This window comes from Streptomyces canus (assembly GCF_030815415.1).
GTDB lineage: Bacteria > Actinomycetota > Actinomycetes > Streptomycetales > Streptomycetaceae > Streptomyces > Streptomyces canus_F.
In genome coordinates, this window is the sequence record NZ_JAUSWW010000001.1 from 10,169,887 (window position 1) to 10,182,279 (window position 12,393).

A 12,393-nucleotide genomic window follows, 5' to 3' on the forward strand; every position below is an offset into this window, starting at 1 on the left:
GCATGGCGGCGCGTTCTTCTGTGGCAGTCGTAGGTGTGGACCGCCTGGTTAGGGACTGGAGCGCTTTAGTAGCGCGCTCTAGTTGGAGAGACTATGTAGCGGCTCTGCAGGGATGTCAACAGGTTTGTCAGGACGTACCAACAAAGTGTTCGGAACGAAATCGAGTAGCGCATCCGGTCACGAGGAGAGCGGCAGCGACCACGCGGGAGGTCGTCTCGGTGAGCCGGGCGCCCAGAGGCTTCAGCAGGGGGCAGCGGCGTCCTGCTCAGGTGAGGGCCTGGCGCTTGCGTCCCAATGTGGGACGAGGGGCTGGCGTGATGATGCGATGTCTGACATCCGTCCGTCTGCCTCGCCTCATCCGCGCCGGGCACGCACTCACCGACAGTGCCGGGGACACAGATGACTACGTGCTGCTGGCCAAGTGCTACCTCCTGGCGACCCGCATGCTCGTCAAGATGGACGAGCAGCAGCTCGGCTGGATGGCCGCCGACCGCGCCCGCCAACTCGCCGAAGTCAGCGGTGAGGCCCTCACAGTTGCCGAGTCCGCCCGGTAACTGGCCGTGCTGGCGCGAAAGGCCGGATGGCACCAGGAAGCCCTGTCGATCGCCCTGAGCGCCGCCGACCACCCGGACCTGCGCAGCGCCGGGCGCGCGGGAGTCGCGGCACGGGGACTCCTCGTCCAGAGTGCCTCGTACACCCTGGCCAGGCGCGGCGACCGGGAGGGCATGCGCGAGCTGACCGACGAGGCCGCCGCAATCGCCACAGAGCTCGGCGGCGCCACCCTGCTACGCGACCACGGCGGGGGCTTCAGCCCCCTGACCGTGCAACTCCACAGGATCAGCGCCGAGAACCATGCGGGTGACCCGCAGGCCGCGCTGGCCGCTGCCCGCACGATCCCGCTGAAGGCACTGCCCAGCGTCGAGCGCCGCTCCCGTGCCCTCGGCGACATCGCCGTCACCTACGACCGCCATTGAAGAACCCAAGGCCGCCCTGGGCCAGTCCGCGACCCAACACAGCCAGATCCTCGGCGCCTGAACCTTCGTCGAGCAGAGGCCCCGCAGCTCGGTCGATGCCGGCCCAGAGACCAGCAGGCTGGAGGCGAACCCTCTTGGCAGCAGAGCAGTGCGCTCCCGAGGAAACCCATGGCCGCATCGGTTGCCTCCACGATCGTGCACCGGGCAACATCACTTTGCCGCAGTTCGGACGGGGTGGAGGTGCAGTACAGCGGCTCCAGGCCCGCGACCTCGACCGCGGCCTCGCTCGATTTCCGTCCAGGCGTAGGTGATCTCCAACTCGCCCCGGGTCAGGGTCAGTCCGGCCGCACCGATCACCAGCCGCACGGGCCTGAGGCGGCGTGTTCGTCGAGCCCGCCCGCATCCTGCTGACGCTCACACCCCTGATCATCAGCTCGGTCTGCCTCGGCGCGGCCTGGTTCGCCGCTGGCGGTCGGCGGTGAAGACCTCTTCCGGCCTGGGAACCGATGTGCTCGGTGCGTCTATGTCGTCACTCTGTGTCCATGCTTCTCCGGCTACCGTGCCAGGGCACTGTCGACCTGTTCCGCGCTCGCCTCGATCCGGTAGTCCAGAAAGGGGCCCTGGGTACCTACCTGGTCCGGTCATGGAGGGCGCCACGAGTGCCAATCCCACCAGGAGGCATGGCTGCAGCCGAAGACGGACGCTCCGGCGCCCGACGGGGTCCGGTCACGAGCACCGCGGCCGTGGTCGCGGTGCGCACCAGCGGCACTGGGCAACCGCCCGGGCCGGAACACCGAGAAGGCAAGGAGGCACAGCCATGGAGCTGTTGTCGAAGTCCGAGGCCGCCGCCAAGGACGAGCTGATCCCGAGGCCGAACCTCGTCGATATCGTCGCGCCGTCGAGCACCGTGCGTATCGAGGATGTCGAGGACGAGGGCCCCTGACCGGGGCTTGTTGCGCCCGGTGCCTGAGCCGGTGAGGTGACCGGTCCCGGATCACACTCTGTTCTCCCGGACGGGCTGGCCACACCCGGAGGTGCCCCTCAACGCCCTCGCTTCGAGGGGCACTTCCTTCCCTGACCTGCACTTCCCGAGCCCTGGGCCATTGAAAACCATGACCATTCACGTATACGTCGGACCGACCCTCCCCGCAGACGAGAAACTGCTCGGCCACCAGGCCGTGCGCCGCCGACCGCCCGTACGTCACGGTGACCGCGCAGCAGTTCGGAGATCTTCGACTTCGCCCAGCCGGAGCGTTCGCTGAGCTCGCTGATAGTCCCTCGCCGAGACGGCCCGCCTTGGCGAAGAGCCCGTCGATGAAGGGCAGATCGATCTCTAGGACCGGCCGGACCACCCGGCTGGCAGACCAGGACCGTATCCCCGTCGACAACTCGTCCCACAGCCCTCCCTACTCTCGGCCCGTGTCAAGGCCCCCTCCGTCAGCCTCCTCCCATCAACCGGCGATCGCCCGCAAGATCGGCTGGCCGAGTGCGCCGAGCCAGCCCGCGAGCGCTCCGAGCGGCCCGATCAGCCCGGTGCCGGCCGTGGCCAGCGCACCCGCCGAGGACAGCAGCCGGGTGATCCGGCCGAGCCGGCCCGCTACTGTCTCCCGGTCCGGTTCCGGCCGGGCGACCTCCTCGTCCAGCGAGTCCAGCTCGGCCCGCACCTCGGGCTCGATTGCTGGCGGCAACGCCGTCCGCTCGATAGACGCCCTCAGTTCCCGGACCAGGCCGCGCACCTCCTGCCCGCCCGCCGTGAAGACGGCCGACTGGCCACCGTGAACGGTCTGGTTCCCGGCGACGTTGTTGACCACGCCGCCCTGCTGGTTGCCGATGTTGAAGGCCATAGCTCCCCATCTCCTCAGCGCTGCCGCCAGGACGCCTGCCGCTCGGCATCCTCGAAGCGGCGGCGCCGGGACGTCGTCACGATGTGCAGAACGATCCCGATGACCGTCAGAACCGTCCCGATGGCTGCCATCGCGAACCCGACCGCCCCTACCGGTACCCCGGCCACCTTCGGTCCGAGCAGCTCCGAGGAGGAGTCGAAGTTCGAACTCCCCGACGAAATATCGTCGTTGGTCCTGGCAATGAATCGAATGATCACCCAGCCATAGATCCCGCCCCCGACCAGAAAGAGCAGGAAGCCGAGCATGATCAGGTGTCGCGCCCTGGTACGGGTCGCGGCGATCTCCTTGAAAAAGCTCTCGCGCTGCGCCTGCTGAACGTAGTTGTACTGGTCCCCGGCGACGTTGCTCAGCCGGTCGGCCTGCTGAGCCCCGATGTCGAACCGCCGCCCGCCGCCGGGCGGCGTACGGCCGGCCTCGCGCGGTGCCGAGCGGCCCGGCGGGCCCCAGGGTGGCGGCCCTGCGGCGGGAGCGCCGTAAGGCGTAGGCCCGGGCTCAGGGGCGGGGCCCCAGCCCGGCATGGTGTCCGAGGTGCCGCCCGGGGTGCCGCCGACTCCGGGCTTCGGGGCCTGAACGGTCCGGTCGGCGGGGCGCAGCTCTTCGTAATGCACCTCTAAGGGCCCAAAATCCAGCACGTCGCCCGAGTGCAGCACCTGCTGCCCGTACACCGGGTGACCATTCAGCATGGTGCCGTTGGTGGAGGCGAGATCCTCGACGGTGGTTCGGCCCGAGGCCCGCCACACCACCGCGTGCCGTCGGCTGACGCCCGGATCACCCACCTGGATCTGGCAGTCGGAGTCCCGCCCGACCAGCATCGGCTGGTCGTCGAGGACGAAGACCCGGCCGCGCAGCCGGTCCGGGCGGTCGACCACGAGGTGCGGTTCGTCGCGCTCTCGCAGAGGAGGGTCCATGGCACGACCTCCTGCCTTGTTGAAACGATTCGATCGCCTGTTCTGGTGATCCTCACCTACCAGTAAAAGCCGATCGGCCCCGCCCTGCCACAGCATCCCGGACGGCGGAACTCGGCAGTGCGTTCGGCCGCCGTCCCCTCGACCCGCAGCCCTCCGATCCCGACGGGCCGGTTTCCGCGACTCCGGCCCGTGCCCGTCCGGCCGCCCGCCTCTCCGCGATCCACGGCTCCTTGATCCAGAACGCCGCAGCACCGCCGTGATCGCGCCGAAGGCTAGGCCGCGGCTCAGGTCACCGTCTGTGCTGTCTGTCCGCTCGCCTCGGCCCGCTCCCAGGCAGCCACGTCGGCGTCGGTGATCCGGTACAGCACACCCGCCACAAGCAGCGTGAGGCGGGTACCGGGCCGCTTGGCCCCCGGCCGTCGACCAGGGCTATCCCGGCCGGGTCTCCCCGCCCAATCGCTGGAAGCCGATGCTCTCCCACAGTGCACGAGACGGTCATGCCCCGCATCGGCGTGCCTGGAAGCGGACCGGGCAGGCCACGGCCCCGAGCTCTCCTTGTCCTGGCCGACCGTGCTTACTCCTCTCGCGCCATCCGCCGCTACCTGCGCCGCCGGGGCATGCGCGCCGTCATCCCGCAGCCGTCCACCGAGTCGGCCACCGCCTGCGGCGAGGCCGACTCGGTCGTCCGCCCGGCTTCGAGAGGGCAATCGGCTTTGGGCATGGCTGTGTGTCCTGAACGCGAAGGAGAGTTCGATGTAGGAGAGCGATCTGGAGCGATGCTGCTCGGACGATGAAGGTTGTGGCCCTTCGGAGTCGCCCTGCGGAGGGAGGCTCCAAACCGCCCCGCGCTGCGTTGGCTGAAGACCGTCGTGGTCAGCGGTCGGGGAAAGGGCGCCCGTGATGGCGTCAGGTAGGGACCGGGAAGGCGAACGCGAGTGAACCACCGTCGACGTGTCGAAACCCAATGAGATCGTTTCATCCTGAATTCGCAGGTCGCGGTACTGGTGTGAGTCCGTGACGGGGTGCTCGTGCAGGCCGGAGGCGTGATCGTCTTGGGGTGATCGTTCGTCACCGTCGGACTTCGGAGTTCGCCAGGACGAGCAGGGCCCGCAGCAGGGTGGTGACGTGACGGGCGTTCATGCGGACCTTGGTCAGGATGCGCCAGGTCTTCAGGTTCGCGAAGCCGTGCTCAACAGCGGCGCGTTCGCGGCTGACCAGTCGGTTCGCCTCCTTCTCGGCGTTGGTGAGGCGGCGGGAGCGCGTGGCCGCCCGGTGCGGCGGCGGGTGCGGACCAGAGTGCCGTCCAGGAGAGCCACCGTGCCACCCCGCTTGGCGATCTTATTCAGGGCGCGGTCCAGACGCGGGGCCTTCGCGGCCAGCAGGTCGAGTACTTCCAGGACCCAGCGGCGGACGGTGGCGGCCGCGACGTCGTTGCCGCCGGCCATGTCGGCCAGGCGCTGATCGTGGCGCAGGACGGCGAGCACGACGATCGCCTGGGTGCCGGGGGCGGCCTTCCGCCAGCGCGTGCCCAGCTGCTTGCGGCGCCGTCGTATCAGTCCGGCGACGAGATCGACGGTCCGCTTCGACACGGGAAGCCGTACCTGGTAGACAACACCGGGAGAGCCGCCGGCGGGCGGCTGCTTCTTCACACAGGCGCCAACTCCTGCCGGAGCCCTCATGTTACGGCTGGAACCGGCCGCTCTGCCCGACGTTGTTGTGGTCAGCGCGGCAGATAGCGTCCGGAGCCGTTCCGGGGCAGCCAGCCCCGGTCGGACAGCTTGCGCAACTGGCCGCGGACCGGCTCGACCTTTGCTGGGGTGTTTCCGGGCCCAGCGCGAGCGCGACGTCCTTGGCCATCACCGGCCCCGACGCCTTCACGACGATCTCCATGATTCGCCGGTACTCCGGCGTCAGCACCTCCACCCCCGTGCCCGCCTCACGGTCGGGGACCAACCGCATCCCGGCCGCCCCCGGCGTCACCACTACTCGCTCCGGCTCCGGCTCCACGATGCCCGACGGTCGCCGTCCCCCGTCCGTCGCCTCGGCCCACTGCCCGAACACCACCTCGGCCGCCTCCAGCCGGACCAGCTCGGCGTCGATCTCCGGTCGGGGAGTGCCGGACGGGCCTCGCGGGCCGCGATCAGGGCGGCCTGGGCCGCCTGGAGCGCGGCCAGCCGCGCCTCCCAGCGGGCCTCCAGAGTGCGGGCGACCAATGACGGAGGCCGGGCTGACCACCGGCACCGGCCGCCGCTACGGCGTGGCGGCGGTCAAGTGGGCCGGCCACTGTCGGCGTACACATGAACGTGGCCCTGACACGAAAAGAACCTGCGGTTGAGCTCGGTGGTCAGGCCGTGGCGACGGGTTCGAAGCGGATGGTCAGGCCGAGAGTGTTGGCTTCCTTCAGCATGCGGCGCATGGCGCGTGCTGGATCGCGGCGGGTGAAATAGTCCGCGCCCAGTTCGAGGTAGGGGACGTGGTCGTGGAGCACGTGCCAGACAGCGATGGCGATCTTGTGCATGACCGCGACCAGTGCCCGTTTGCCACCTCGCCGTGCCGAGATCCGGCGGAAGAACACGGCGAGATAGGTGTCCCTGCTTCTGATGGCGGCCAGCGCGGCGACTCCGAGCACGCGTTTGAGATTGGTGTTGCCGTGCCGGGTCCGGCCGGACTTGTTCACCCCTGCCGACTCGTTCTGCCCCGGGCAGACCCCGATCCAGGAGGCGAGGTGATGGGCCGTGGCGAACTGGCTCATGTCTCCGCCGGTTTCGGCGAAGACGATCTCTGCCGCCATGCGCCCGATGCCGGGAACAGTGTCCAGGAGGTCCAGGTCGTGCTCGTGCTCGCTAAGCAGGGTGGCGATACGGGTGTCGAAGACAGCGACCGTCTCCTTGAACCGGTCCGCCTCGTCCAGGTAGTGCTGGACCATGAAGGCGTGGTGGTCGGTGAAGTCGCCGTCCAGTGCCTCGATCAGGGCGGGGATCTTGGCACGGGCCTTGCCGACGGCAAGATCCGCAAGGCGTTCACGGTCGCGTTCACCGGCGACCAGGGCTGCCAGGATCGTCCGTCCGGTCTTCCCGGCCACATCGGTCAGCACGGAGGTGAGCTTCATCCCGGTGTCCTCCAGCTCCTTCTCCAGCCGCTGGATCTCCCGACCCGCAGAACGCAGGAGTTCGGTGCGGCGCCGGGTCAGGTCACGCAGTTCCCGCACCATGCGGCCGGGGACGAAGGACGCCATCACCATTCCCGACGCGCCGGCCCGGGCCAGGAACGCGGCGTCGCTCGGATCGCTCTTGCGGCCCCTGATCCCCTTCAGGTGAGAGGGATTGACCAGCATCAGGTTCAGCTGCGGCTGTAGCAGGTAGTAGACCCCGCGCCAGTAGTCGGCCGTTGCTTCCATGACCACCACGTCGACCTGGCGTTCCACCAGCCAGGCCAGGAGCCGACGTAGTTCGGACCGGGTGGTGCCGAACCGTTCGGTCTCCAGGCTCCATGTTCCCGCCCGAGTCGTACTGGGCGTTCGCACGCAGGCGAGCAGGAACCGCTTGCCCAGGTCCACTCCCGCGGACCGCAGATGGATGACCTCGTCCTTCACGTCCTGCCGACTCATCGCCCGCTCCTGAACACCCGTAGCGAAAACCTGGCGGGAACCCCGGAGGGATCAGGGAAAGAAGCGGAATCTGACACGCGTGCTCCCGGCAGCGGATCACTGCCTTGGCAACAAACCGTGGTCCCCAGCGCGACCCCCATTGCCATCCTGGACAAACGAGCTCACCGGCATCGCAGAGCCATCGGCGTGACCGGGGCACCCACCCCATTTTCTCTCACCCGAGGTGATCAGCGCAGCCATCCCCGTTCCTGGCAAGACTTCCGTGAAACTGGAGTGTGCCACCGTGCGCCGGTGACGCTCCGTCACAGGACGCGGCATTGTCGGCGAGTGTGATGACCTCGTACGGATCGTGTCTCCGCACCTGGATGCGGTGCGGGTGGAACAGGTGTGGGTGGCGGGCGGCGTGGTCCGTATCGCGGCCTGCACCCGGGAGTTGACGGTCGCGTGTCCGGACTGCGGCGGCGGTTCCGCGCGGACGCACAGTCGCTATAGCCGCACGCTGGCCGATGTCGCTGTCGGCGGCCGCCCGGTCGTTATCGGGCTGTCGGTACGGCGACTGTTCTGTGACGGCCCGGGCTGTGGTCGGCGGACGTTCGTTGAGCAGGTGGAGGGGCTGACGGTGCGCTATCAGCGCCGCAGCCCGCTGCTGCAGATGGCCGGGGTGCTGCTCGCCGGCCGCGGCGGCGCCCGGCTTCTGCAGATTCTGAAGGTGCCGTTGTCGCGGACGAGCGTGCTGTTCCACTTGATGCGCTTGCCACTTCCGGCGGCAGCGACTCCGCGGGTGCTGGGCGTGGACGACTTCGCACTGTACGCGGGCGTCTACGGCACCCTGCTGGTGGATGCCGACTCCCGGCTGCCGATCGAGCTGTGGGCAGGGCGCTACGCCGAGCAGTTGGCCGCCTGGCTGCGGACGAATCCCGGTGTTGAGGCCGTCTGCCGGGACGGCTCGCTGGTCTATCGGCAGGGCATCACCGACGGTGCCCCGGACGCGGTGCAGGTCAGCGATCGTTTCCATCTATGGCAGGGCTTGTCGAAGCGCGTCGGGGACACTGCCGCCGCACACCGCAGCTGCCTGCCCACAGCAGTTCCCGATCCTGCAGCGGCATCGCCGCCACCGAGCCCAACGGCACCGTCCGACCAGGCCGACACCCGTGCCCGCCGCCACGCGAAGAACCTCTTTGATGCGGTGCACGCGGTGACCGACACCGGCATCTCACTTCACGCCGCAGCCCACCGGCTGGGCTTGAACAGGCGCACCGTGGGCAAATACGCGCGAGCTGCCACTTGGCAGGAGTGCGTACGCCGCACGCCCTCCCGCCGGCCCACCAGCCTCGATCCGTACCTGGAGTACCTGCGGCAGCGGTGGGAGGAAGGCGAGCACACCGCGACGGTGCTGCACCAGGAGATCGTCGCCAAGGGTTACCGGGGCCACTATCAGCGAGTCAAGATGGCCATCGCGCCGCTGCGCCGGGGCCTGCCGATCGACACAGCGCGCGAGCGACCGCCCTCGCCCCGGCAAGTCGCCCGCTGGATCACCACCGCGCCATCCCGGCGCGGTCTGCACGCCACCGAGGCACTCAGGCGGCTGTTTGAGCACTGCCCCGGAACTGGACCAAACCCATGACCTGGTGCGTCAGTTCGCCGCCATGCTCGATTCCCGCGACGCGGCCTTGCTGGCGAACTGGCTCGAGCAACTCGCGACCTCCCGCCTCCCCGCCCTGGTCAGCCTGGCCAACGCCATCCGCGAGGACCAGCCCGCAGTCGTCCAGGGCATCACCACCCCGTTCAACTCCGGTGTCAACGAAGGCCGCATCACTGATCTGAAGCTCCAGAAGCGGATCATGGCCGGACGTGCGGGGGTCCCGCTGCTCCGTCACCGCGTCATCCTCATGGCCCTGCTCCGACGCCGCTATGTGTGACGGAGCGTCACCGGCGCACAGTGGCACACGCCAGTTTCACGGAAATCTTGCCAGGAACGGGGATGGCTGCGCTGATCACCTCGGGTGAGAGAAAATGGGGTGGGTGCCCCGGTCACGCCGATGGCTCTGCGATGCCGGTGAGCTCGTTTGTCCAGGATGGCAATGGGGGTCGCGCTGGGGACCACGGTTTGTTGCCAAGGCAGTGATCCGCTGCCGGGAGCACGCGTGTCAGATTCCGCTTCTTTCCCTGATCCCTCCGGGGTTCCCGCCAGGTTTTCGCTACGGGTGTTCAGGAGCGGGCGATGAGTCGGCAGGACGTGAAGGACGAGGTCATCCATCTGCGGTCCGCGGGAGTGGACCTGGGCAAGCGGTTCCTGCTCGCCTGCGTGCGAACGCCCAGTACGACTCGGGCGGGAACATGGAGCCTGGAGACCGAACGGTTCGGCACCACCCGGTCCGAACTACGTCGGCTCCTGGCCTGGCTGGTGGAACGCCAGGTCGACGTGGTGGTCATGGAAGCAACGGCCGACTACTGGCGCGGGGTCTACTACCTGCTACAGCCGCAGCTGAACCTGATGCTGGTCAATCCCTCTCACCTGAAGGGGATCAGGGGCCGCAAGAGCGATCCGAGCGACGCCGCGTTCCTGGCCCGGGCCGGCGCGTCGGGAATGGTGATGGCGTCCTTCGTCCCCGGCCGCATGGTGCGGGAACTGCGTGACCTGACCCGGCGCCGCACCGAACTCCTGCGTTCTGCGGGTCGGGAGATCCAGCGGCTGGAGAAGGAGCTGGAGGACACCGGGATGAAGCTCACCTCCGTGCTGACCGATGTGGCCGGGAAGACCGGACGGACGATCCTGGCAGCCCTGGTCGCCGGTGAACGCGACCGTGAACGCCTTGCGGATCTTGCCGTCGGCAAGGCCCGTGCCAAGATCCCCGCCCTGATCGAGGCACTGGACGGCGACTTCACCGGCCACCACGCCTTCATGGTCCAGCACTACCTGGACGAGGCGGACCGGTTCAAGGAGACGGTCGCTGTCTTCGACACCCGTATCGCCACCCTGCTTAGCGAGCACGAGCACGACCTGGACCTCCTGGACACTGTTCCCGGCATCGGGCGCATGGCGGCAGAGATCGTCTTCGCCGAAACCGGCGGAGACATGAGCCAGTTCGCCACGGCCCATCACCTCGCCTCCTGGATCGGGGTCTGCCCGGGGCAGAACGAGTCGGCAGGGGTGAACAAGTCCGGCCGGACCCGGCACGGCAACACCAATCTCAAACGCGTGCTCGGAGTCGCCGCGCTGGCCGCCATCAGAAGCAGGGACACCTATCTCGCCGTGTTCTTCCGCCGGATCTCGGCACGGCGAGGTGACAAACGGGCACTGGTCGCGGTCATGCACAAGATCGCCATCGCTGTCTGGCACGTGCTCCACGACCACGTCCCCTACCTCGAACTGGGCGCGGACTATTTCACCCGCCGCGATCCAGCACGCGCCATGCGCCGCATGCTGAAGGAAGCCAACACTCTCGGCCTGACCATCCGCTTCGAACCCGTCGCCACGGCCTGACCACCGAGCTCAACCGCAGGTTCTTTTCGTGTCAGGGCCATGAACGTCCCCCGCTTACGTACGGACGAGTATGGCTAGCCTGCGAGGCTGAAGAACCGCCTCATGGCCTTCGATGGGCGCCCTGACGTTCGCCCATACACACCTGGCGAATTGGGCCCGTACGCCGACAGTGACGCCCTGGCTTATGGCAACCATGTCGGTGGCAGGGTCAGCCCTGGCGCCAGTGACTCTCCAGACGAAGGCACCAGTCCGTGAGGCGCCTCACCATGCGCATGCTCAAAGCTCACCAGGCTGCCGAAGAATGCCGCGTCGTTGAAGTTGACCTCGCTGCCGGAGAATGTTGCGTCGTCGAAGGAGATGGATCCGTCGGAGAACGCCGCGGCGTCGAAGGAGACCGTGCCGTCGGAGAACCTCGCGCCGGCGAAGGAGACCGTGCTGCCGCCGAACCTCGCGCGGGTGAAGGTGACCTCGCTGCCCGAAAACGTCGCGCCGCCGAAGCCCAAGCCGCCGTTGTCGATCGTGCCGCGGACGTATCTGGAGCCGCCTAGGAGCTCCGCGTGGCTGAAGGAGATCCTGCCGCCGGAGAACTTCGCGTGACTGAACGAGACCAGGCTCTTGGAGAACGTCGCGGCGTTGAACGTGACCAAGCCGCCGGAGAACGTCGCGGCGTTGAAGGTGACCTCACTGCCGGAGAACACGGCGCTGTCGAGGGAGACCGTGCCACCGGAGAAGATCGCACCGTCGAAGGAGACCGTGCCGCCGGAGAACTTCGCGGCGTCGAAGTTGCCGCCGTCGAAGACGGCGTTGGTGAAGTCCAGGTCGTGTCCCTGCCAGGAGTGTGCATGGTCCGTGGGGAGGCGGAGATCATCGCGGATGAGACGGATGATCGTGTGCCGGACCTCCCGCAAGGCCAGGTAGGCGTGTCGGGCGGCCGCGTCTTCGGGCGGGAGGTTCGCCTCGGCGGTGTAGGGCAGGCGAAGGTAGGCGCACATGACGTCGATGCACGTCTGGCGGAGTGCTCGGGTGGGGGCCTCGTCAGCGAGGTGGGCCAGGGCGTGGACGCCGCCCAGGCGGACCGCTGGGGAGTCGTCGCCGAGTTGGGAGACGGCGGTGGTGACCGCTCGGTGTGCAGCCGGGTGGCCTCCCTGAGTGCGGCGTCCTCGTCGACGCGCTGCCGACGGTAGGCCACGATCAGGGCCACCAGGGCGCCGGCTCCGGCCACCACCCCGAATGACAGCTTCACCATGTCGAACAGGGTCTGTGAGGTGAGCTTCGCTTCGGGTTTGAGGCCCTGGGCGCCGAGGAGGACCCAGACGATGAAGAACACGGCACCGGCAACGGCGATCGCACCAGCGAATGTCGTGGGCAAGACGACCCATACGTGCCATAGGCGCAAGCTGTTCGTCTTGGCGCCGACGGTGAGGGAGCTGAGGGCTCATACACATCAGGACCACTCACGCCCCGCGCTGGTTGCGGGCGGTGTCCCGGCATCAGCGCCGCTGGGCGTCCGCATGAA

At 68.3% G+C, this 12,393-nt stretch carries 14 protein-coding genes and 1 pseudogene; 8 read left to right on the forward strand and 7 right to left on the reverse strand.

What is annotated here, in order from left to right; translation table 11 throughout:
* The first annotated feature begins 317 nt into the window (after positions 1-317).
* The 3 genes from QF037_RS47535 (at position 318) to QF037_RS47545 (ending at position 1,917) form a co-directional block, all read left to right on the forward strand.
* The gene (locus QF037_RS47535; RefSeq protein ID WP_307036430.1) at positions 318-554 is read left to right on the forward strand and encodes a hypothetical protein; all 237 of its coding nucleotides are present in this window, start codon (positions 318-320) and stop codon (positions 552-554) included.
* Between the two features lie 6 nt (positions 555-560).
* On the forward strand, positions 561-974 hold the full coding sequence (locus QF037_RS47540) for a hypothetical protein (RefSeq protein ID WP_307036432.1): 414 nt from the start codon (positions 561-563) through the stop codon (positions 972-974).
* An 817-nt stretch (positions 975-1,791) separates the two neighbouring features.
* The gene (locus QF037_RS47545; protein ID WP_307036434.1) at positions 1,792-1,917 is read left to right on the forward strand and encodes a hypothetical protein; all 126 of its coding nucleotides are present in this window, start codon (positions 1,792-1,794) and stop codon (positions 1,915-1,917) included.
* 508 nt (positions 1,918-2,425) lie between these two features.
* Here the strand turns inward: QF037_RS47545 and QF037_RS47550 are convergent.
* A complete protein-coding gene (locus QF037_RS47550) occupies positions 2,426-2,818 on the reverse strand; it encodes a hypothetical protein (RefSeq protein ID WP_307036436.1) in 393 nt (130 codons plus the stop codon).
* A 14-nt stretch (positions 2,819-2,832) separates the two neighbouring features.
* Positions 2,833-3,786, reverse strand: coding sequence for an FHA domain-containing protein (locus QF037_RS47555; RefSeq protein ID WP_307036438.1), 954 nt, complete (start codon positions 3,784-3,786; stop codon positions 2,833-2,835).
* A 485-nt stretch (positions 3,787-4,271) separates the two neighbouring features.
* Here QF037_RS47555 and QF037_RS51245 point away from each other — a divergent pair.
* Positions 4,272-4,486: pseudogene (locus tag QF037_RS51245) on the forward strand (IS5/IS1182 family transposase); the annotation flags it as partial.
* A 368-nt stretch (positions 4,487-4,854) separates the two neighbouring features.
* On the opposite strand, the gene QF037_RS47565 reads toward QF037_RS51245, so the two are convergent.
* The 4 genes from QF037_RS47565 to QF037_RS47580 form a co-directional block, all read right to left on the reverse strand.
* A complete protein-coding gene (locus tag QF037_RS47565; RefSeq protein WP_307037769.1) occupies positions 4,855-5,004 on the reverse strand; it encodes a hypothetical protein in 150 nt (49 codons plus the stop codon).
* Entirely contained in the window at positions 4,956-5,435 is a 480-nt protein-coding gene (locus QF037_RS47570; protein WP_307036439.1) for a hypothetical protein, read from the reverse strand. Before QF037_RS47570 ends, QF037_RS47565 begins: the two co-directional genes overlap by 49 nt.
* A 31-nt stretch (positions 5,436-5,466) precedes the next feature.
* A complete protein-coding gene (locus tag QF037_RS47575) occupies positions 5,467-5,850 on the reverse strand; it encodes a hypothetical protein (protein ID WP_307036441.1) in 384 nt (127 codons plus the stop codon).
* Positions 5,851-6,130: 280 nt separating this feature from the next.
* Entirely contained in the window at positions 6,131-7,393 is a 1,263-nt protein-coding gene (locus QF037_RS47580) for an IS110 family transposase (RefSeq protein WP_307020561.1), read from the reverse strand.
* Between the two features lie 349 nt (positions 7,394-7,742).
* Between QF037_RS47580 and QF037_RS47585 the strand changes: the two genes are divergently transcribed.
* The 3 genes from QF037_RS47585 to QF037_RS47595 all read left to right on the forward strand — a co-directional run bounded on the left by QF037_RS47585 (position 7,743) and on the right by QF037_RS47595 (position 10,877).
* On the forward strand, positions 7,743-9,017 hold the full coding sequence (locus tag QF037_RS47585; RefSeq protein WP_307036444.1) for a transposase: 1,275 nt from the start codon (positions 7,743-7,745) through the stop codon (positions 9,015-9,017).
* On the forward strand, positions 8,983-9,312 hold the full coding sequence (locus tag QF037_RS47590; protein ID WP_307036446.1) for a transposase: 330 nt from the start codon (positions 8,983-8,985) through the stop codon (positions 9,310-9,312). Before QF037_RS47585 ends, QF037_RS47590 begins: the two co-directional genes overlap by 35 nt.
* A 302-nt stretch (positions 9,313-9,614) precedes the next feature.
* On the forward strand, positions 9,615-10,877 hold the full coding sequence (locus QF037_RS47595; RefSeq protein WP_307036448.1) for an IS110 family transposase: 1,263 nt from the start codon (positions 9,615-9,617) through the stop codon (positions 10,875-10,877).
* 182 nt (positions 10,878-11,059) lie between these two features.
* Here the strand turns inward: QF037_RS47595 and QF037_RS47600 are convergent, their stop codons facing one another.
* Positions 11,060-11,869 (reverse strand): pentapeptide repeat-containing protein, encoded by an 810-nt coding sequence (locus QF037_RS47600; protein WP_307036449.1) that lies wholly within the window; start codon positions 11,867-11,869, stop codon positions 11,060-11,062.
* Positions 11,870-11,932: 63 nt separating this feature from the next.
* Here QF037_RS47600 and QF037_RS47605 point away from each other — a divergent pair, with 63 nt between their 5' ends.
* Entirely contained in the window at positions 11,933-12,061 is a 129-nt protein-coding gene (locus QF037_RS47605) for a hypothetical protein (RefSeq protein ID WP_307036451.1), read from the forward strand.
* The last annotated feature ends 332 nt before the right edge of the window (positions 12,062-12,393 follow it).